This is a genomic window from Nocardia sp. NPDC006044 (genome assembly GCF_042871115.1).
Taxonomy (GTDB): domain Bacteria; phylum Actinomycetota; class Actinomycetes; order Mycobacteriales; family Mycobacteriaceae; genus Nocardia.
Genome location: NZ_JBIAID010000002.1, coordinates 837,857 through 857,993, shown reverse-complemented (window position 1 = coordinate 857,993; position 20,137 = coordinate 837,857). Strand labels below are relative to the sequence as shown.

Genomic DNA, 20,137 nt, shown 5'->3' with positions numbered 1-20,137 from the left:
CGATCACCGTGCGGACGAGGCCGGGTAGTCACGATCGACGCCCGTCGCCAAATCGTCGCACGTGACGCACACCATATCTGCCTTGCGGGACAAATAGGTGCGCGCGCCTGAATCTCCTACGGCCTCCTGACATATCGAGGTCCAGTGCTTGTGCGCGAGCACAACCGGATGCCCCGGCGTGTTGTGGAACACAGCCCGCGCGAGGCCGCTCGAGGAGACGAAGGCGGCGGCGGTGACCCGGGCGACGACATCCGCGCCGACGTCCGGAGTATCCACCGGCATGATCGCGGCGAAGCGCGCCGGGGTGCGCGCGGCGGCGATCAGCCCGGCCCGCACGGACGCGCCGAGCCCGGTGGCCCAGTCCGCGGCCCAGACGTGCTGGACGCCCGGCGGAAGGTGGAGCGGGCGCGGATCGGGTCCGGTGGCGCCGAGCACCACGATCACCGGATCGCAGCCGCCGTCGCGCAGCGCGGCCACCGCGCCGCGCAGCCAGGCGCCGCCCTCGGCCAGCGCCTTCGGCCGTCCGTACCGGGTGCCTGCGCCCGCGGCGAGCACGATGCCCGCGCAGGCGGGCGGGGCGGCCGGGCGATCGGGTACAGCCATGGCTACGACGTTAGTCCGGAACCGCGGTGCGCGCGTGCCGGAACAGTGCTGCTCGGGGACCTGCGCGGCCGCATTCATTGCGGCGACACGCCGAGGGTGATCTATCTCTTTCGGGTGGCGGCCGGGCGGGTCGTATTCGATGCTGGTCCGATGACAGACGACGAGGCGGGCCTCGCCGGGTTCCACGCGCTGCCCGAAGGGGCCGCCACCGAGGCATTGCTCGCGTGTTGCTCTTCGCCCGAATGGGCGCGGGTGCTGGTCGCGGGGCGGCCGTATCCGAGCGTCGATGCCCTGCTCGCCGCCGCGGACGCCGCTCTGGCCGGACTGCCCGAGCCGGAGATCGATCGAGCGCTCGCCGGGCATCCGCGGATCGGCGAGCGAGCGGACACGGCGGCCTCGGCGCGCGAGCAGGCGGGGGTCGCCACCGCCGATGACGCGGTACGGTCGGCGCTCGCGGGCGGGAACCGGGCCTACGAGGCGCGGTTCGGGCACATCTATCTGGTCTGTGCGAGCGGCAGATCGGGCGGTGAGCTGCTCGCGATCCTGGAGGCGCGATTGGGCAACGATGCCGAGACCGAAAGGCGGGTCATGCGAACCGAACTGGCGAAGATCAATCGAATCCGGTTGCGCGCGTTGCTGGCGGCGACCCGATGAGCTCGCTGAGCACGCATGTGCTCGACGCGATGCGCGGCGCGCCCGCCCGGGACGTCGCGGTGACGCTGTATCGCGGTGCCGAGCAGCTGGATTCGGGCGCGACCGACGCCGACGGACGGATCGGCGCACTGGGCGGCGCGCTTCCGGCGGGCGTCTATCGCCTGGTGTTCGCGACCGGACCCTATTTCACCGCACAACAGGTCGACACCTTCTACCCCGAGGTCTCGGTGAGCTTCGAGGTCACCGAGGAGCGGCACTACCACGTCCCGTTGCTGCTGTCGCCGTTTGCCTTTTCCACCTATCGAGGGAGCTGAACCGAGCATGGAATTGACCGGGCCGATCGTGCTGTCCGACCACCGATACGGCAAGGCGGAGAACCGGATCGTCCGGATCTGGCGGCAGCATTCCCGCCACGAGATCCGCGACGTGAACGTGTCCACCGTGCTGCGTGGCGATTTCGCCGAGGCCTACACCGCCGGTGATCAGCGCAAGGTATTGCCGACCGATACGCAGAAGCAGACCGCCTACGTCTACGCGAAACAGCCTGGACTACAGACGATCGAGGACTACGCGCTAGCCCTGGCGGGGCATTTCGTCGACGACGTCGAGCCGGTGACCAGTGCCCGGATCGAGGTCGACGAGTATGCCTGGCAACGGGTTTCGGTCGACGGCAAGGAACACGATCACACCTGGGTCCGGCAAGGTCCGGAGGTGCGCACCGCGGCGGTGACGGTGGCGGGAACGGGTGCGGACCGGCGGGCCTGGGTGGTCGGCGGGGTGAAGGATCTGACCATTCTGAAGTCGACCGGTTCGGAGTTCGCCGACTTCCTGACCGACGAATTCACCGTGCTGGCGCCGACGCACGACCGGATGCTGGCGACGTCGCTGGTCGTGGAATGGCGTTTCGCGGGGACCACCGGCATCGCCTGGGACGAGGTGTACGCCGGCATCCGGGCGCGATTGGTCGAGACGTTCGCGACGCGGCATTCGAAGGCGTTGCAGCAGACGCTGTTCGAGATGGGCAAGGCCGCGCTCGAGGCGTATCCGGTGCTGGCCGAGATCCGGCTCGCCGCGCCGAACAAGCACCATTTCGACTACGACCTGGCACGCTTCGGTATCGAGAACAACGGCGAGGTCTACCACGCCGCTGATCGTCCCTACGGTCTGATCCACGCGACTGTGCGGCGGGCCGACGCACCGGAGGCAGGACCCGCATGGACTCAGTGACCATCATCGAGGGTTGTGCCGTCGCGACCGTCGACGCCGCAGGCACCGAATACCGCGACGGCTATGTGGTGGTGCGCGGCAACCGGATCGAGGCCGTCGGCGCGGGCACGGCGCCCGCGCCGGACGCAGAGGTGCGGCGTATCGACGGCCGCGGCTGTCTGCTGACGCCCGGTCTGGTGAACACCCACCACCACCTCTATCAGTGGATCACCCGCGGCCTCGCCGCGGACAACACGCTGTTCGAGTGGCTCACCACGCTCTACCCCATCTGGGCGGGCATCGACGAGGAGGCGGTGCGGATCGCGGCGACCGGTGGGCTGGCCGCGTTGGCCAGGACCGGCTGCACCACTACGACCGATCATCACTACGTGTTCCCGCGCGAGGGCGGGGATCTGCTCGGCGCCGAGATCGCCGCGGCCGCCGAGGTGGGCCTGCGTTTCCATCCGTGTCGCGGCTCGATGGACCTGGGCGCGAGCTCCGGTGGCCTGCCGCCCGATCACGTGGTGCAGGCGCTGGACGACATCCTGGCCGACAGCGCGGCGGCCATTGCCCGGCACCATGATTCGTCGTTCGATTCGATGCTGCGCATCGCGCTCGCCCCGTGCTCGCCGTTCTCGGTGACGCCCGAACTCCTGCGCGAATCGGCGGCACTGGCGCGCGAGGCCGGGGTGCGTTTGCACACCCATGTCGCCGAGACGATCGACGAACAAGACTATTGCGCGGAAACATTCGGCTGTACGCCTGCGCAGTACATGGAGCGGCTGGGCTGGGTGGGCGCCGACGTCTGGTGGGCGCACGCGATCCACCTGGACGACTCGGCGATCGAGACGATGGCGAAAACCGGTACCGGCGTGGCGCATTGCCCCACCTCGAACGCGCGGATCGGCGCGGGCATCGCGCGCACCGCGGATCTGGTGCGGGCCGGCGTGCCGGTCGGTCTCGGGGTGGACGGCGCGGCGAGCAACGAGGCCGGCTCGATGATCGAGGAGCCGCGCAATGCCCTGTTCTTCGCGCGCAACCAGGGTGGCCCGCGGGCGATGACCGTGCGAACGTCGTTGGCGCTGGCCACCATCGGCGGCGCGCGGGTGCTCGGCCGGGACGCCGAGATCGGCTCGATCGAACCGGGCAAGCTGGCCGATCTGGCGCTCTGGCGGCTGGACACCCCGGCGCACGCTGGCATCGACGATCCGGTGACCGCGCTCGTCCTCGGCTCGGCGCCGCCCCTCGCGGCGCTGATCGTGAACGGGCGCGAGGTTGTTCGTGACGGCAGGCTGCGCACCGTCGACGAGGAGACCGTCGGACGCCGAGTGGCCGGGGCTCAGGCCGCGCTGGTGGCCAAGGCGGGTTGACGCGCTACGCGGCGAAGCACCGCGTGCCGTGCAACAGCGCCGCCGCGGACCGCGTTCGGTCATCGGCCGGGCACCAGTCCACGTCCGGCTCCGGCGAATCGGCGGGAGCCCGCAAGGCGAGCAGGCTCATGATGTCGGGCAGGGTGCTGCCGAGTTCGGCCGCATGCAGCTGCGCGACTTCATGATTCAAGCCGGCCGGGTACAGGCCGCCGAGCACGATCATCTCGGCGAGCACCATGCCGGCCATCGCCTGATTCCTGGTGAGCCGCCGGTGGGTCGGCAGGTAGGACAGGATCCACTTGCCCCGGTCCTGCTCCGGCAGGTCGACCCGGAATGCGGCCTCGTGCGCGACATCGCTCGTGATGAGCCAGTCGGTGGCGCTGATCGCCATCGCGGGACCCCTTTCGTCCGCCTTCGTCACAATGTTCACGTGACGCCCTTTAGGGTGCCAGTTCTTTTCGGCGCGCCGCGATCCCAGCGGACGCGGCGGTTTATCGGGTCGGCCGAATTACTTGACCTGGGAAAACGGCACTGCTACCAAGGAATTAATCACAATCAGCGTCTCGATTCTCCGGTTCCGGCGCACCCTGCCGGGCCCATCGCGCGCGGGAGGGTGGCGGGATGGATCGATCCGGCCGGACCGAACGATGGCGTCCCGGCGGCAATTTGACCGCCGAGCAACGGCGGCGGCTGCGGGATCGGCTGGCCGATCTGGGGTTGACCGAAGTGCAACTGCTCGAACCGCTGGCCGCGGAGCTGCGCCAGCGCGGCTACCGGCCGCGGGCGGCCTGGCGCTACGCCAACGGACTGACCCAGGCCGCGGTCGCCGAGCGCTACAACGAGGTGACCGACAGCGCCAGGGCCGCGATGAAGGCCAGCCGGATCTCCGAATACGAGGCGTGGCCGTTCGCCAGGGACGGCGCCGACCCCGACGATGAACACCACCGGCCCAGCGGCGCCCGCCCGACCATCCGGGTGCTGAAAAACCTTGCCGCCATTTACGGTACGGCCTGGGACCAGCTGGTCGATGTCGCGGATCTGGCGTACATGCCGCATACCGAACGGATGGAGTACCACGAGGCGGTGGCGCGGCGATCCATCGGCAGGCAGCCGGTCCGCGCGGGTCACGACCTGCCCGCGGAAGTGCCGCATTTCACCGGCCGCGAGGGTCCGAAAGCGCAACTGCGCGAGCGGGTTACCGCGCATCTGAGCAGCACGGCGGCGGCCGTGCACGTCATCGCCGGGCTCGCCGGGATCGGCAAGACCGCGCTGGCCAGATACGCGGTCGCGGTGTTCGGCAGGCATTATCCCGACGGCACCGTGTGGGTCGACCTGCACGGTTACACGCTCGGCCGCGAGCCCCGCGAGCCGGTCGACGTGCTCGAACAGCTGCTGCTGCAGATCGGCGTGCCGCGCGAGACCATCGAAACGGACCTGGCCGGGCGGGCGGCCCGCTGGCGCGCCGCGACCCGTCAGCGCCGGATGCTGATCGTGTTCGACAACGCGCTCGACAGCGCGCAGGTGAAACAGCTACTGCCGCAGGCGCCCGGCTGCTTCGTGCTGATCACCAGCCGCAGCAAGCTCACCGGGCTGGCCGAGGCCGTACCGTTGCGTCTGGATGTGATGGAGTGGGCCGAGGCCGAGGAACTGCTGGTCAAGCTCGGTAACCTGCGCGCGGGGTACGACCGGGACGCGGTGCGCCAGATCCTGCACACGGCGGGCCGATTGCCGCTGGCGATCCGGCTGATCGGTGGGCAGATCGCGCATCACGGCGAGGCCATGCTGGCCGACAGCGCGGCCGATATCGCGCAGCTGACCGAACGAATCAAACGCGCGCCCGCGGACCGCACGAATGGTTCGGCGGCCGAACATCTTCTGGATCGATTCGCGGCCGAGGACGAATCGTTGCGGGCGGCGTTCGAGCTGTCCTATCAGCGATTGCCGGAGGCGGGGCAGCAGCGCGCCGTCCGGTTGCTCGGCTAGTTTCCCGGCCCGGAGATCACCGCCGAGGCGATGGCGACCATGGCCGCGGTGCCGCTGCGAGAAGGAAAAATGTTGGTGCGCAGGCTGTTCGAGGCGGGATTTCTCGATCCCTCACCCGGCGGCCCCGGCGGGCCGCGCTATCGGATGCACGATCTGACCCGGCTGTGTGCGCGCCTGCACGCGGAGCGGGAAGACTCACCGGCAGAGTACGCCGCGGTGATCGATCGGCTCGTCGCCGACGGTCTCGCGGTGGCCCGCCGCGCCAATACCAACCAGGTCTTCGATCCCGCGGGCAGCGAGCACCTTTCGAATCCCTCGGCGGACGCGGCCCGCGCGCGAGCCTGGCTCACCAGGGAGCGCGAACTGCTCGTCGGCTGCCTGCGTGACGCCGAACCCAGCTCGGCCGCCGCGGAATTGGCTACCCGGCTGGCCTCGCATCTGTCCGGCGTCGGGCACTGGTCGCTGGCACTGCGGCTCTACACGCGCGCATCGGAGATCACCACCAAGGTCGGCGACCGGCGCGCACAAGCCTGGGTGCTGGTCGGCAAGGGGCGTGTCGATCGGCTGATCGGTCAGCATGAGCAGGCGTGCAACGGCTTTCGGCTGGCGCGCAAGATCGCCATCGAATTACGGGATCGGCAATGTCAGGCGGCCGTGCTGTGTGAGCTGGGTCAGACGGCCCGGGTCACCGGCGATCACGCGGCGGCGCGGGGCTATTTCAGCGAGGCCCTCGGCATCGCGCGGGACATCGACGATCAGCCGACCGAATGCGATGCGCTGGACGGGCTCGCGCACGTCGAGCGCGCCTCGTCCGAATACCGTGCGGCCTGGAACTGTTCGGCACAGGCGCTGGCAATCGCGGAGGCCATCGACGATCCGGTGCGGGTGGCCAGCGCGCAGTGGGGGTTCGCGGAGGTGATCCGGCGGCTCGGCGATCCGGAGGGCGCCGAGCGCAGGTATGCCGAGGCGCTGGAGATCGCCAGGGGATTGAATCATCAGAAACTGGAGGGGGATGCGCTGCGCGGGCTCGGGCATATCGAACGGCTGGTCGGCGAGCACGAGACCGCGCGTCGCTACTTCGACGACGCACTCGAGATCGCCCGCCGCATCCGTGATCGCTACGGCGAGGGCTGGACCCTGTGGGGGCTCGGCAATCTCGCGCGCAAGGCGGGGGATCACGCTGAGGCGCTCGGCCTGTTCCAGCTGGCCTATGACATCGCGGTGGAGATCAATGATCCACTCGGGCAGGTCGATGCGTTGCGCGGGCTGGGGCACATCGACCGGCACTTCGGCCGGTTCGACGCCGCGCGTCGGTATTACCTCGCGTCGATGGATGTGGCACACCGAATCTGTGATCCGCTCGGGCAGGCGGACGCGCTGCGCAGCCTGGCCGGCGTCGAGACGGCGACGGGCTCGCCGGCGCAGGCCGACGCGCTGCTGGCGCGGGCGCTCGCGCTGTACGACGGCATCGGCCTGCAACTCGCGACTCAGGTGCGCGCGGATCTACGGCCCGGCGCCGGGGCGTAGGTCAGCCGCAGCGGCGCGCCGCCAGCAGGGCCAGAGTGTCTGCGCAGGCACGCATTTCGCTGATCAAGACGTGGTGTTCGGTGTCGGGGGTGGCGCCACGCGGTCCGAACAGCGCGCATTCGATCCCGGCCCGGCTCAGGTGGGTGGTGTCGTTGCCGCAATAGGAGTAGGGCAGCGCCAGTCCGGTCTCCTCGACCCGGAAATCCGAGACCTGCGGCAGCAATTCGGCGATGTCGCGGACCACCGAGCAGTCGGCGGGCATGTCCATCGGCGGCATATCGGCGCCGCCGACCCGGAATTGCGGATCGACCGGATGCTCCATCGTGATCTGCGCTTCCGGGAAGGCGTCGCGGGCGTGATCCAGCACGACGTCGATGGCCTTGCCGACCTGATGCGGCTCATACGGGGGTGGATAGCGCAGGTCGACGAGCGCGGTGGCTTTGTCCGAGCAGTAACTCACCCCGGACAGGTCGTGGCCCTCGCCGCGGCCCGCGATCAGGCTGGCCACCTGGAGCCTTGGCAGCGGCGGGAATTCGTGATTGTGCAGGCCGAGATCGGCGGAGTCGAGCAGATCGAGCACGCGACGCAGGATCGCTATCGCGTCGACGCCTTCGTGGTGCCTGCTGGTGTGCGCGGTGGCGCCGCGCACGACGACGGCGAACTTGTGCACGCCGGCGGTGCGGGTGATCACCCGGCGGACCGAATACGGCTCGGGGACCACGGCGGCGTCCGCGGTGAGGCCGCTGCGCAAGGCATGCCGGGTGCCGATCCCGCCTTGTAACTCGCCGACGACGAACTCGAGCAGCAACGGCCGGTGCAGCGCAATGCCGCTGCGGCGCACCGCGATCGCCGCGCCGAGGATCGCCGCCAGACCGCTCTTCATGTTGTGCAGGCCCGCGCCGTAGAGCCGGTCGCCGTCGCGGCGGGCGGCGAACGGCTCGCCCGGGAAGTCCCGGCCGAGCGGATCCATGTCGAGGTGGCCGTTCAGCAGCAGGGCCGGAGTGCCGTGTTCGGGGCCCAGGCGCGCGACGGTCTGCAATCGGCCCGGCGCCACCTCCTGGTGGTAGGCATGAATGTCATTGCGGGCAAGGGTGTTCCGGACGTGGAAGGCCAGCGGCGTCTCCTGCCCGGTGAAGGACGGGACCGCGGTGAGCCCGGCGGCGAGCTGGACGAGTTCGTCGTCGGGCAGCTGGTCGGCGAAGGTCGTTGTGGAGCTATTCACGCTTTCTGAATCCGATCAGCAGGACATCGCGTAACCCGGCGCCCTCGGCGGGATCGGTCACCGTGATTGTCGTCGTGTAGTGCAGGACTCGCTCGTCGTCGAACACGTAGGAGTCGAGCGGTTGCTCGAGGACGAAGCTACACAGCTCCCGCTCCGGTTCGTAACGGTCGTAGAGGGCGGAGCTGCCGCCGGTGATGTTGGTCCGCTGGATGAGGTGCGCGGAGCCGGCGATGAGGCCGTCGCGATGCTTGCCCTCCGGCGCCGGGTGGCCCGGCGCGATCAGCCGCATGTAGTGAGCGTCGACCAGGCAGCGCGGGGTGGTGTCCGCGGCCAGCACCCCGTTGGCCGCGAGCAGCCGGGCCACCGCAGTGGCGATCTGCCTGGTCGGCTCGGTCGCGGGGTGGTCGGGCGCGATCAGTTTGAAGGCGCGTTCGATATCGCCCGCCACCGGGTTGACCTGCCTGGACTGCATATAGGGCGGTGGGTCGGCGATCGCGGTGAGCGCGTTGGCGCCGTAGTCGGCCAGCCGGGCCAGCTCGAGGTCGAAGCACTGGTAGGCCCGCCGCCGGTACTGCTCGCCGCCGGGCAGCCAGTGGTCGAGCTCGGTGTAGTCGCGGAACGTGCGGCGCAGGACGTGCAGGTCGCGGTCGGTGAGGGGGAAGTCGGTGGCCGTCATCATCCAGGCGGACGGTGCGTCCTCGGCGCGGGGCGCCGGCAACTCGTGGCCGGCGGTCGCCGCCCGCTGGTTGGCGTTTATCGGTGGCCCTTCCGCGTCGGGACATGCGCTGCCGACAGGGAGGCCGTCGGTGGCACACATCAGTAAGGGGACGGCCCGCGTGTGCGTGGGAAATGTCACACAGACCGGGCCGCGATGGAGATTAATCCGGCAGCCGCCCGGTTGTCGAGTGTGTGCGGTGCTCGATCCCGCGTGTCGATAGCGCGCCGCGGACCGGGGGGTCGGTGGGTTGCGCCGAGCCGGCGTTCGCGGTGGGTATTCGCGCCGGTTCCATGCCGCTGCGCAGGAGCCGAGCATAAATAGACCGGCAGGTATTTAATAGGCATTAGGCCAGTTCAGGGCCTATGCGGAATAGTGGAACGAGGTCGCCTCTGACTGTCGGAGGCGCAGGGACCGTACGTCGAGCGCCGACAGGCGCGCGGGAGTGGAAGAGGCAGGCCGGACGCAGCCAGGTAACGGCGGCGCAATCTGGGCGGGAGTTGCGCAACATCGCGGCAACTCCTCGCTCCTAGGGTGGCCGGACACGGCAGTGGAGTGAGGTGAGACGTGGACCTGGACACGATCCGGGAGGTGGTGCCGGCCCGGGAACGGGCGGACCTGAGTGCGATCGGCGGTTCATGCGCGGTGCTCGCCGGCGGGACCTTCCTCTTCTCCGAACCGCAGCAGCACCTGGACCGGCTGGTCGACATCACCGCGCTGGGCTGGCCCGCGTTCACCGAGGTGCCGGACGGACTGGAGATCGCGGCGACCTGCACGCTGGCCGAGTTCGCGGGTTCGGTGCCGGGGCGCGAACTCGGCGCCCCGGTGTTGCGCGAAGAGTGGCCGGGGACAAGGTTGTTCGCGCAGGGCTGCCGGGCATTGCTGGCGTCGCACAAGATCTGGCGGACCGCGACGGTCGGCGGCAACATCTGCATGGCCCTGCCGGCCGGCGGGGTGCTCGCCGCGCTGGCCGCGCTCGACGGGGTCGCGCTGGTGTGGGGTGCGGACGGCGTGGATCGCCGGATTCCGTTGCGGGACTTCGTGTGCGGACCCGGTCGCACTGTGCTGCTGCCCGGTGAAGTGCTGCGCTCGATCACCGTGCCGACGTCGAGTCTGCTGGCCCGCACCGGTTTCCGGAAGATAGCGCTGGCGCCACTGGGACGATCCGGATCCGTGGTGATGGGGCGGCGCGACCCGGATGGCCGATGCGTGGTCACCGTCACCGCAGCCACCGAGCGGCCCGTTGTGCTGGATTTCGCTGGGGCGCCGAGTGATGCCGAAATCGATATGGCGGTCGGCGGGATAGATCCGGCGCTGTGGTTCGACGACCCGCACGGTACGCCCGACTGGCGTGGCCACGTCACCGGTGTCCTCGCTCGTGAAGTGGCCGCTGAGTTGCGGGCCGCGGAGCGGGAGCGACTATGAAGTTCGAGGTCGACGGCAGACCCGTAGAAGCCGATCCGCGCCCAGGACAATGCTTACGTACTCTGCTCCGTGAGCAAGGGACCTTTTCGGTCAAAAAGGGTTGTGACACAGGGGATTGTGGCGCCTGCTCGGTGCAGGTCGACGGGATGACCGTGCACTCCTGTCTGATTCCCGCCCATCGCGCGGCCGATCGGGCGATCACCACCGCCGCCGGACTCGGTACCGGTGACGAACCGCATCCGGTGCAACGCCGATTCGTCGAGAACGCCGCCTTCCAATGCGGGTTCTGTACAGCGGGAATGGTGGTGACCGCAGCCGGGCTCGGCTGCGGAGAGTCCGCGCAGGACTCCTCGGTGGTGCCGTGTAGTGCGGCCGCGCACTCAGGGGGCGAAGCGACCGCGGTGCCGGAGAACGGTCGCTCCGTTGCCGAGCTGGCCGAGTTGATGAAGGGAAACCTGTGCCGTTGCACCGGGTATCGGTCGATCGCCGAGGCGCTGGCCTCGGGACCGGCCGACGGTGCCGAGCGGCGCGGCGTGGTTGCCGCCGAAACCCGCTCGGGCAGTGGCGGATCGGGTGCGGTGATCGAGGGCCGAGCCGGTGGCGGCGTGGGTGCGCCCGCCGGACCGCGGCTCGTGCGCGGCATCGAGCCGTTCACTTTCGACGTTCGATCGGGTGCCGGCGGTCCGGCCGGCTCGCATGCGAGTTCACCTGAAGCGCCGGAGGTTTCGCCGCCTACCGCACCGCTGCACGTCGCGGTGCTGCCGAGTCCGCACGCGCACGCACGCGTCGTGTCCATCGATACGGCGGCCGCCGAGGCGCTGCCCGGCGTGCACGCGGTGCTCACCTACGCCGATGCGCCCGACGTGGCGTTTTCCACCGCGCGGCACGAATTGCGGGCCGACGACCCGGACGACACCTACGTGCTCGATCGGACGATGCGGTTCGTCGGACAGCGAGTCGCGGCGGTGGTCGCGGACAGTGCGGCGGCCGCGCGGGCGGGCTGCCGTGCTTTGCGCGTCGAGTACGAGGTGTTGCCCGCCGTGTTCGATCCGGCCGAGGCGTTGACGCCGGCCGCGCCGAAACTGCACGGTGGGAAGCCGGATTCGGCGCGCATCGCCGACGTCGATCGCAATCTGATCGCCGAGGTGCACGGCGAGGTCGGCGATGTCACCGCCGGTCTCGCCGTGGCGGCGAAAGTGGTTCGCGGCGTGTGGTATTCGCCGCGCGGACAGCACGTGCACCTGGAAACCCACGGCGGCATCGGCTGGCTCGACGCGGACGGCCGGCTGGTCATCCGGTGCAGCACCCAGGTGCCGTTCCTGGTGCGGGACGAGCTGTGCCACGTGTTCGGGCTGCGGCGCGATCGGGTGCGGGTGTTCGCCACCCGGGTCGGCGGCGGATTCGGCGCCAAGCAGGAAATGCTGGCCGAGGACCTGATCGCGCTGGCGGTGCTGCGGACCGGGCGGCCGGTGCACTACGAATTCACCCGCGCCGACGAATTCGCCTCGGCCACCTGCCGTCATCCGATGCGGGTCGAGGTGACCGCCGGGGCCGACGCGAACGGCGTGCTGACCGCGCTGGCGATCGATGTGCTGGCCGACGCGGGCGCGTACGGAAACCACAGCGCCGGCGTGATGTTCCACGGCGTCGGGGAATCGGTCGGCGTCTACCGTTGCGCGAACAAGCGGGTAGACGCGCAAGCGGTCTACACCAACAACATCCCCTCCGGCGCGTTCCGCGGCTACGGTCTCGGGCAGGTGATCTTCGGGATCGAGTCCGCGCTCGACGATCTGGCGCGCGAGCTCGGCCTCGACCCGTTCGAATTCCGGCGGCGCAACGTGGTGGTGCCGGGCGACGAGTTCGTCGGTGCCGAGGTGGACGAGAGCGACCTGTCGTTCGGCAGCTACGGCCTCGACCAGTGCATCGACCTCGCCGAACGAGCGTTGTTGCGCGGCAACGAGATACCGCACCCGGGAGCCGAGTGGCGGGTCGGCACCGGCATGGCGGTGGCGATGATCGCGACCATCCCGCCGCGCGGGCATGCCGCGGACGCCACGATCGCCCTGCTGCCCGACGGGCGGTATGAACTCCGGGTCGGCACCGCCGAATTCGGCAACGGCACCACTACGGTGCACGCTCAGCTAGCGGCCTCGGCCCTGGAGACCGACGCGGCGCGCGTCGTGGTCCGCCAGTCCGACACCGACCTGATCGGCCACGACACGGGCGCGTTCGGCTCTACCGGAATCGTGGTGGCGGGCAAGGCGACCTACGCGGCCGCGCTCGAACTGCGCAGGCTGCTGCTGGCCCGCGCGGCGAAGCTGGCCGGACTGCCCGAGCGCGACGCCGTGCTTCACCCGCGCGGAGTTCGGTGTGGTGACCAGGTTTTCGGCGTCACCGAACTGCTGGCCGACGGCGGCCTGATCGCGCACGGCGAGCATTCGGGCACCCCGCGCTCGGTGAGCTTCAACGTGCACGCGTTCCGGGTCGCCGTGCACCTCGATACCGGCTCGCTCCGCATCCTGCAGTCGATCCAGGCCGCCGATGCCGGGACCGTGCTCAATCCGGTGCAGTGCCGCGGGCAGGTGGAGGGTGGCGTCGCGCAGGCCATCGGGACGGCGCTGTACGAGGACATGCGCAGCGAAGCGGGCGTGGTCACCACGCAGTCGCTGCGGCACTATCACATTCCGCAGTTTGCCGACGTTCCGCGCACCGAGGTGTACTTCGCCGACACCGCCGACGCGTTCGGCCCGCTCGGCGCGAAGTCGATGAGTGAATCCCCGTACAACCCGGTCGCCCCCGCGCTGGCGAACGCGATACGGGATGCTGTCGGAGTGCGGCCGGATCGGCTGCCGATGACCGCCGACCGAATCTGGCGGGCCATGCAGGAAGGAGATCACAGGTGACCCAGCGTCGCGAGCCTCAGGACCGGAGGAATCAGCTTGCGTAACCACGGAGGTCCGGCGAACGACGCTGATCGGACGCATCTGCCGGAGCATGTCCGGGCGCGCATCGATGCCATGCTCGACGCCGTCGACGCCCAGTTGCGGGTGAACTACCCGGGACCGGACGGGCGGGCGCAGCCGATTCACACCGCGTATGTGCCTGCCGACCGGATCGCCGAGGACACGCCCCAGGTCTGGGGCGCCGCCGCGATCGAACTGCTGGACCGGCACGCGGATTTGCTCGCCGAGCTGGACACGACCGGATCGCTGCCCGAGGTGCGCCGGCGGCTGGAGCGCGACCCGATCCAGGATCTCCGGATCGACTTCGAGGACGGCTACGGCTTCCGTTCCGACGCGGAAGAGGACGCGGCGGCCCGGGCGGCCGGTGCCGTGCTGGCGACGTGGGCATACACGCCCTACCGTCCGCAGAGCTACGGCATCCGGACGAAGGGCCTTGCGGTCGGCGAGCGCAACCGCACGCTGCGCACCCTCGAACTGGTGCTGGCCGCGATGGTCGACGTGCCACCGGGATTCGTCTTCACCGTGCCCAAGATCCGTGCGGCCGAACAGGTTCCGCCGCTGGTCGCGCTGTGCGAGGGACTGGAGAGCGGCTACGGCCTGCCCGCGGGCACGTTGCGCTTCGAATTGCAGATCGAGAGCCCGCAGGCGATCATCGCCGCGGACGGCACCGTACCGATCGCCCGGATGATCGGGCTGGCCGACGGCCGGTGCAGCGCTTTGCATTTCGGCACCTACGACTACACCGCCGCGTGCGGGGTCGCCGCGCCGGACCAGGCCCTCGACCATCCGGCCGCGGATTACGCGAAGGCGGTCATGCAGGTCGCCGCGGCGCAGACCGGCGTCTGGGTGTGCGACGGCTCGACCCAGATCGTGCCCGACACCGATCCGGAAGCCGCGCTGCGCAATCACCACCGTCTGGTCGGCCGGTCGCTGCGACGCGGCTACTACCAGGGCTGGGACATGCATCCCGGTCATCTGATCACCCGCTGGCTGGCGACCTACGACTTCTTCCGCCAGGCCATCGACGTGGCCGTGCCGCGCTTGCAGGCCTACCTCGACCGTCGTTCCGGCGGCGTCATGGACGAGCCCGCCACCGCGGAAGCCTTGGCGGCCACCGTGTTACGCGGCATCGAGTGCGGTGCGCGGACCGCCGAGGAGCTCGCCGCCCGCGCGCCCGAATTGTCACCGGCGGTATTGCGTGCGCTGGTCACGCGTTCGCCGATTCCCCAGGAGGTGCGGTCGTGAGCGACCGGGAAGAGTTCACCCTGCTGCCCGACCTCGCCGTCCGCCCGCTCGGCGGCTCGGTGATCTGGGCGAACGACGAATTTTTCGCGGAGAAGGAGAATTTGATCAACCCGGGTCCGGCCGAATATCAGCCGTCGACCTTCGGGCACAAGGGTCAGGTCTACGACGGCTGGGAGACCCGCAGGCATCGCGGCCGGCCCGGTGACGACTCGGCCATCGTGCGCCTGGGAGTGCCCGGCGTGATCCGCGGTGTCGTGGTGGACACCGCCTGGTTCAAAGGCAACTACCCGCCGGCGGTCTCCGTTGCCGCACTGGAGATCGACGACTATCCGAGTGCGGAAAGCATTGCCGCACGCGATGACTGGGAGACCCTGATCGATCGGGCGCCGGTCGAAGGCGACAGCCGCAACCCGTTCGCCGTCGCCAGCGAACGCCGGTGGACCCACGTCAAGCTGACCATGCATCCCGACGGCGGGGTGGCCCGGCTTCGCGTGCACGGCGAGGGCAGCCCCGATCCCCGCCTGCTCGGCCTCGGCCCGCTCGACCTGGCCGCGCTGGAAAACGGTGCGCTGGTGATCGATTGCTCCAACCGCTTCTACAGCTCGCCGAATCAGCTGCTGTATCCCGGACTGGCCCGGAAGATGGGCGACGGCTGGGAGACCGCCCGCCGCCGCGACGACGGCAACGACTGGGTGCGGGTCCGGCTCGCCGGGCCCGGCCTGATCCGGCTGGCCGAGATCGACACCTCCTACTTCCTCGGCAACAGCCCGGGCGCCGCGCGGCTCACCGGCCGCACCAACGACGGCACCGAACTCGAATTGCTGCCGCGCACCGAGCTTTTGCCCGATACCAGGCATCAGTTCGCGATCGCGCCGATGGCGGCCTCGGTGGAGGAGGTGCGTCTGGACATCTATCCCGACGGCGGCCTGGCCCGGTTGCGCCTCTATGGAGAGCTCGGCGGATGAGCGGACCTTACGAGCCCGCCCGCGAATTCATCGGTTACGGCCGCACGCCGCCCGACCCCCAGTGGCCGGGCGGCGCGCGGATCGCCGTGCAGTTCGTGCTGAACTACGAGGAGGGCGGCGAGAACAACGTCCTCGACGGCGACCCGGCCTCGGAGACCTTTCTCTCGGAAATGACGCCGGCCGAGGCGTTTCCGAACCGGCACATGAGCATGGAGTCGCTCTACGAGTACGGCTCCCGCGCCGGCCTGTGGCGCGTGCTGCGTGCCTTCGAACGCCGCGGCCTGCCGCTGACCATCTTCGCCGTCGCGCACGCGATGCAGCGAAACCCGGAGGCGGTGGCGGCTTTTCGCGAACTCGGCCACGAGATCGCCAGCCACGGCCTGCGCTGGAAGTCCTACCAGCTGACCGACCGGGACACCGAGCGCGCGGACATGGCCGAGGCGGTGCGCCTGCTCACCGAGCTCACCGGCGCCGCGCCGCTCGGCTGGTACACCGGCCGGGACTCCCCGAACACCCGCGATCTGGTGGTCGAGCACGGCGGCTTCGTCTACGATTCCGACTCCTACGCCGACGACCTGCCCTACTGGGTCACCGTGCGGGGCCGGGACCACCTGGTGGTGCCCTACACCCTGGACACCAACGACATGCGGTTCGCGTCGTCCGCCGGATTCCCCACCGGCGAGCAGTTCTTCGCGCACCTGCGTGACGCCTTCGACGTGCTGTATCGCGAAGGCGCGGAAGGCAGTCCGAAGATGCTGTCGATCGGCCTGCACTGCCGCATCGTCGGCCGCCCGGCCAGAATCGCCGCGCTGGAACGCTTCCTGGACCACATCCAGTCCCACGACCAGGTCTGGATCACCCGCCGCATCGACATCGCCGAACACTGGCGCACGGTCCATCCGGCACCGCGCGTCTGAGCCTCGATCGACTCGGTTGAGCGACAACATAATTCGGGTCATGCGACGCGCGTGCTCGCCGACTAGGTTCGGCCGTCTACCCGAAGCGCGAGGAGTTCCGAATGTTCGCAGTACGTGGAGTGGTCGCCGCCGCGCTGATCGGCGCCGCAACCCTGGTCGGCTCCGGAGCCGCCATGGCGGACACGATTCGGCTCGAGCCCGCCGCCCCAGCTGCCGAGCCGGTCGCCAAGGATTGCACCGGGGTGATCCACCCCCTCGCCCAGCTGACCTGCACGCTCAGCAGCCTGTCCGGCTAGAGCGGATCGCGGCCGGTCGGCGAGGGCCGGCCGCGCGGACTCGGGGTCAGCCGAACAAATTGCGCACGAACGGCACCGAGTCCGGCAGTGACGCGTTCACCGTGCCGCTGTGGTCCTCGGGGTAGGTGTGCAGCTGTACCGGTTGCCCGTTCGCCTTCAGCACCGCGGCGAACCGCAGCGTCTCCGGCGTGATGACGTCGGTGTCGCGCAGTCCCTGGCCGAGGAAAAGCGGCTTGTCGTAACCCGATTCGGGCAGCCCGAGGTAGCGGGTCAGCAGTCCGTGCAGGTCGGGGATCTGGGCGAGCGGCTTGCTGAACAGATTGCCGACGATCACGCCCTGCGCCGCGAGCTCGTCGCCCAGCGGAACCAGGCACTGCTCCCGCGCCTTCGCCAGCCAGGTGCGGCCCGCGTCGGTCAGGTAGGACTCGATGTTCAGTTCGGGGTATGTGGTGCGCAATCCGTTCAGGATGTAGAGCACATAGCCGGTCGTGTGCGGGCTGAGCTTCACCGGCGGCACGCCCGGACCGAGCGGCACCAGGATGTCCTCGATATAGGCCGGTGTGCCGGTGCCGACCGCGCCGCGGTAGTCAAGGGCCGAACCGCCGAACTCGGTGGCGTAGCGCGCGGTGAAGACCGCGGCCCCCGCGCCCTGCGACTGCCCGACGACCGCCCATTTCTTCGACAGCGACGGATACTGCTCGGTCGCCGCCTTGACCGCGTCGACGACGTTGTGCGCCTCCACGACGCCGTTGAGGTACGGATGCTCGCCCGGTGTGCCTAGCCCGGCGTAATCGGCGGCCACGATGGCGTAACCCTGCTGTAGCCACGTGCCGAGGTAGGCCCAGTCCCGTTCGACCGCGCCCGGCCCGGCGATGCTGTACGCGCAGTCGTCGCCGAGGCCGACCGTGCCGTGCGCCCAGGCGATGACCGGCCAGCCACCCGCGGGCGGCACGCCCGGCGGGAAATAGACCGCCGCGCTTGCCGTCGTCGGCACGTCGTTCGCCGTGGTCGAGGCGTACAGCATGCGGGACGAATTCACCGAGCCGGGCGGCGTCGCGGCCGGGGCCAGCGGCGCGACCGACTCGACGGTGCCCGCGGGCGCGCCCGACGCGACGGGGAGATTCAGCAGGGCGGCGGTGCAGGCGAGGGCGAACGCGGCGGCGATGACCGATTTCCGCATGGGTGGATCTCCTGTCCGGGTGCGGGTGGCGCCGGATGCTTCCCCAGCGGAAGACGGACGCACGTCCAATTTCGGATTCGACCCAGTCTGCCCGAACCGCCGTCCGCCGCCCATGCGCGGGTGGCGTGGCCCACACAGTCGGCACCCGCCCGTACTTGTGAACGTCCTCACAACCCGGAATGGATGGCCGAGCCGGCGGCCGGCGCGCGGCCGAGCTCTAACAGTACGGGCGTTACGCTAAAACCGCATGTCAGGGCTACTTGCCGGTAGGTTCCATCTTTGCAATTTGCAGGCAAATTTCGCAGAGTTAGCAAACGGGGATCGAAACCTAGCTTAGATTCACATTAGCAACAGGTAGACGGCCATTTCGCATTGTGCAATCGTGTGGAAGTACACCCCATGGGCCTAGCAAGCCTGCAAATTGCCGCTCCAGCAGTTCGAGCTGTTTCACTGCTCGGCCGTGGGGCAATCGACTTAAAACGAGGAAGTGGAGTCAGAGATGTCGAACGCCGGCACCCCGAAGACCGCTGCGGAAATCCAGCAGGACTGGGACACCAACCCCCGCTGGAAGGGCGTCACCCGTAACTACACCGCCGAGCAGGTGTCGAAGCTCCAGGGCACCGTCGTCGAAGAGGCCACTCTCGCTCGCCGCGGTTCGGAGATCCTCTGGGATCTGGTGAACAACGAGGACTACATCAACTCCCTGGGCGCCCTCACCGGCAACCAGGCGGTCCAGCAGGTCCGCGCCGGCCTGAAGGCCATCTACCTGTCCGGCTGGCAGGTCGCCGGCGACGCGAACCTGTCCGGCCACACCTACCCGGACCAGAGCCTCTACCCGGCCAACTCGGTCCCGAGCGTCGTGCGCCGGATCAACAACGCGCTGCTGCGCGCCGACGAGATCGCCAAGGTCGAGGGTGACGACTCGGTCAAGAACTGGCTCGCCCCGATCGTCGCCGACGCCGAGGCCGGCTTCGGTGGCGCGCTGAACGCCTACGAGCTGCAGAAGGCCATGATCGCGGCCGGCGCCGCGGGCGTGCACTGGGAAGACCAGCTCGCCTCGGAGAAGAAGTGCGGCCACCTCGGTGGCAAGGTGCTGATCCCGACCCAGCAGCACATCCGCACGCTGACCTCCGCGCGTCTGGCCGCCGATGTCGCCGACGTGCCGTCGGTGATCATCGCCCGCACCGATGCCGAGGCCGCCACCCTGATCACCTCGGACGTGGACGAGCGCGACCGGGAGTTCCTGGACGGCACCCGCACCGCCGAGGGCTTCTTCGGTGTGAAGAACGGCATCGAGCCCTGCATCGCGCGGGCCAAGGCCTACGCCCCCTACGCCGACCTGATCTGGATGGAGACCGGCGTGCCGGACCTCGAGGTCGCGCGCAAGTTCGCCGAGTCGGTGCGCAGCGAGTTCCCGGACCAGCTGCTGGCCTACAACTGCTCGCCGTCCTTCAACTGGAAGGCCCACCTGGACGACGCGACCATCGCGAAGTTCCAGCGTGAGCTCGGCGCGATGGGCTTCAAGTTCCAGTTCATCACGCTGGCCGGCTTCCACTCGCTCAACTACGGCATGTTCGACCTGGCCTACGGCTACGCCCGCGAGGGCATGACCGCCTTCGTCGACCTGCAGGAGCGCGAGTTCAAGGCCGCTTCCGAGCGTGGCTTCACCGCGATCAAGCACCAGCGTGAGGTCGGTGCCGGCTACTTCGACACCATCGCCACCACCGTCGACCCGAACACCTCGACCGCAGCACTGAAGGGCTCGACCGAAGAGGGCCAGTTCCACTGAGCGACGTGTGATTCGCCAAGGGAATGAGGTTCCCGACGTGAATACCGATAGCCCCCAGTAGGGGTGTACCGCCCTCC

At 69.5% G+C, this 20,137-nt stretch carries 18 protein-coding genes; 13 read left to right on the top strand and 5 right to left on the bottom strand.

The genetic code is table 11. The features are described 5' to 3' along the window. Positions 1-3: 3 nt before the first annotated feature. Positions 4-603, bottom strand: a complete 600-nt coding sequence (locus ACFYO1_RS21465) for an NTP transferase domain-containing protein (RefSeq protein ID WP_387233583.1) — start codon at positions 601-603, stop codon at positions 4-6. A 150-nt stretch (positions 604-753) separates the two neighbouring features. Between ACFYO1_RS21465 and uraD the strand changes: the two genes are divergently transcribed. Genes uraD through ACFYO1_RS21445 form a run of 4 tightly spaced genes read left to right on the top strand, consistent with a single transcriptional unit; the run spans position 754 to position 3,833 of the window. Beyond that, on the top strand, positions 754-1,257 hold the full coding sequence (gene uraD / locus ACFYO1_RS21460) for a 2-oxo-4-hydroxy-4-carboxy-5-ureidoimidazoline decarboxylase (protein WP_387233580.1): 504 nt from the start codon (positions 754-756) through the stop codon (positions 1,255-1,257). Next, a complete protein-coding gene (gene uraH / locus ACFYO1_RS21455) occupies positions 1,254-1,571 on the top strand; it encodes a hydroxyisourate hydrolase (protein ID WP_387233577.1) in 318 nt (105 codons plus the stop codon). The genes uraD and uraH overlap by 4 nt, the downstream gene beginning before the upstream one ends. 7 nt (positions 1,572-1,578) lie before the next feature. Then, positions 1,579-2,484, top strand: coding sequence for a factor-independent urate hydroxylase (pucL, locus tag ACFYO1_RS21450; RefSeq protein ID WP_387233574.1), 906 nt, complete (start codon positions 1,579-1,581; stop codon positions 2,482-2,484). Continuing rightward, entirely contained in the window at positions 2,472-3,833 is a 1,362-nt protein-coding gene (locus ACFYO1_RS21445; protein WP_387233571.1) for an 8-oxoguanine deaminase, read from the top strand. Before pucL ends, ACFYO1_RS21445 begins: the two co-directional genes overlap by 13 nt. 4 nt (positions 3,834-3,837) lie before the next feature. Here ACFYO1_RS21445 and ACFYO1_RS21440 read toward each other — a convergent pair whose 3' ends face one another. Then, positions 3,838-4,263, bottom strand: a complete 426-nt coding sequence (locus ACFYO1_RS21440; RefSeq protein WP_387233568.1) for a hypothetical protein — start codon at positions 4,261-4,263, stop codon at positions 3,838-3,840. A gap of 191 nt (positions 4,264-4,454) precedes the next feature. Between ACFYO1_RS21440 and ACFYO1_RS21435 the strand changes: the two genes are divergently transcribed. Both ACFYO1_RS21435 and ACFYO1_RS21430 read left to right on the top strand, forming a co-directional pair. Next, positions 4,455-5,816: an NB-ARC domain-containing protein gene (locus ACFYO1_RS21435; protein ID WP_387233565.1), complete on the top strand. Its 1,362-nt coding sequence runs from the start codon at positions 4,455-4,457 to the stop codon at positions 5,814-5,816. A 69-nt stretch (positions 5,817-5,885) separates the two neighbouring features. Continuing rightward, positions 5,886-7,343 (top strand): tetratricopeptide repeat protein, encoded by a 1,458-nt coding sequence (locus tag ACFYO1_RS21430; protein WP_387233562.1) that lies wholly within the window; start codon positions 5,886-5,888, stop codon positions 7,341-7,343. A 1-nt stretch (position 7,344) separates the two neighbouring features. On the opposite strand, the gene ACFYO1_RS21425 is transcribed toward ACFYO1_RS21430, so the two are convergent. Beyond that, positions 7,345-8,565 carry a M20 family metallopeptidase gene (locus tag ACFYO1_RS21425; RefSeq protein ID WP_387233559.1) on the bottom strand — a complete coding sequence of 407 codons (1,221 nt, stop codon included), beginning with the start codon at positions 8,563-8,565 and terminating at the stop codon, positions 7,345-7,347. Next, positions 8,558-9,244, bottom strand: a complete 687-nt coding sequence (locus tag ACFYO1_RS21420; RefSeq protein WP_387233556.1) for a 2OG-Fe dioxygenase family protein — start codon at positions 9,242-9,244, stop codon at positions 8,558-8,560. The genes ACFYO1_RS21425 and ACFYO1_RS21420 overlap by 8 nt, the downstream gene beginning before the upstream one ends. A gap of 603 nt (positions 9,245-9,847) precedes the next feature. On the opposite strand from ACFYO1_RS21420, the gene ACFYO1_RS21415 reads away from it, so the two are divergent. The 6 genes from ACFYO1_RS21415 (at position 9,848) to ACFYO1_RS21390 (ending at position 17,091) form a co-directional block, all read left to right on the top strand. After that, positions 9,848-10,705, top strand: coding sequence for an FAD binding domain-containing protein (locus ACFYO1_RS21415; RefSeq protein ID WP_387233553.1), 858 nt, complete (start codon positions 9,848-9,850; stop codon positions 10,703-10,705). After that, complete coding sequence (locus tag ACFYO1_RS21410) at positions 10,702-13,608, top strand: molybdopterin-dependent oxidoreductase (RefSeq protein WP_387233551.1); 2,907 nt, start codon at positions 10,702-10,704, stop codon at positions 13,606-13,608. Before ACFYO1_RS21415 ends, ACFYO1_RS21410 begins: the two co-directional genes overlap by 4 nt. 114 nt (positions 13,609-13,722) lie before the next feature. After that, positions 13,723-14,913: a DUF6986 family protein gene (locus ACFYO1_RS21405; RefSeq protein WP_387235279.1), complete on the top strand. Its 1,191-nt coding sequence runs from the start codon at positions 13,723-13,725 to the stop codon at positions 14,911-14,913. After that, positions 14,910-15,878: an allantoicase gene (alc, locus tag ACFYO1_RS21400; RefSeq protein WP_387233548.1), complete on the top strand. Its 969-nt coding sequence runs from the start codon at positions 14,910-14,912 to the stop codon at positions 15,876-15,878. Before ACFYO1_RS21405 ends, alc begins: the two co-directional genes overlap by 4 nt. Then, entirely contained in the window at positions 15,875-16,795 is a 921-nt protein-coding gene (gene puuE / locus ACFYO1_RS21395) for an allantoinase PuuE (protein WP_387233545.1), read from the top strand. Before alc ends, puuE begins: the two co-directional genes overlap by 4 nt. A 101-nt stretch (positions 16,796-16,896) precedes the next feature. Next, positions 16,897-17,091, top strand: coding sequence for a hypothetical protein (locus ACFYO1_RS21390; protein ID WP_387233543.1), 195 nt, complete (start codon positions 16,897-16,899; stop codon positions 17,089-17,091). A gap of 46 nt (positions 17,092-17,137) precedes the next feature. On the opposite strand, the gene ACFYO1_RS21385 is transcribed toward ACFYO1_RS21390, so the two are convergent. After that, positions 17,138-18,271: an alpha/beta hydrolase family protein gene (locus ACFYO1_RS21385; protein WP_387233540.1), complete on the bottom strand. Its 1,134-nt coding sequence runs from the start codon at positions 18,269-18,271 to the stop codon at positions 17,138-17,140. A gap of 499 nt (positions 18,272-18,770) precedes the next feature. Between ACFYO1_RS21385 and aceA the strand changes: the two genes are divergently transcribed. After that, positions 18,771-20,060 (top strand): isocitrate lyase, encoded by a 1,290-nt coding sequence (gene aceA, locus ACFYO1_RS21380; RefSeq protein WP_014988628.1) that lies wholly within the window; start codon positions 18,771-18,773, stop codon positions 20,058-20,060. Positions 20,061-20,137 lie beyond the last annotated feature (77 nt).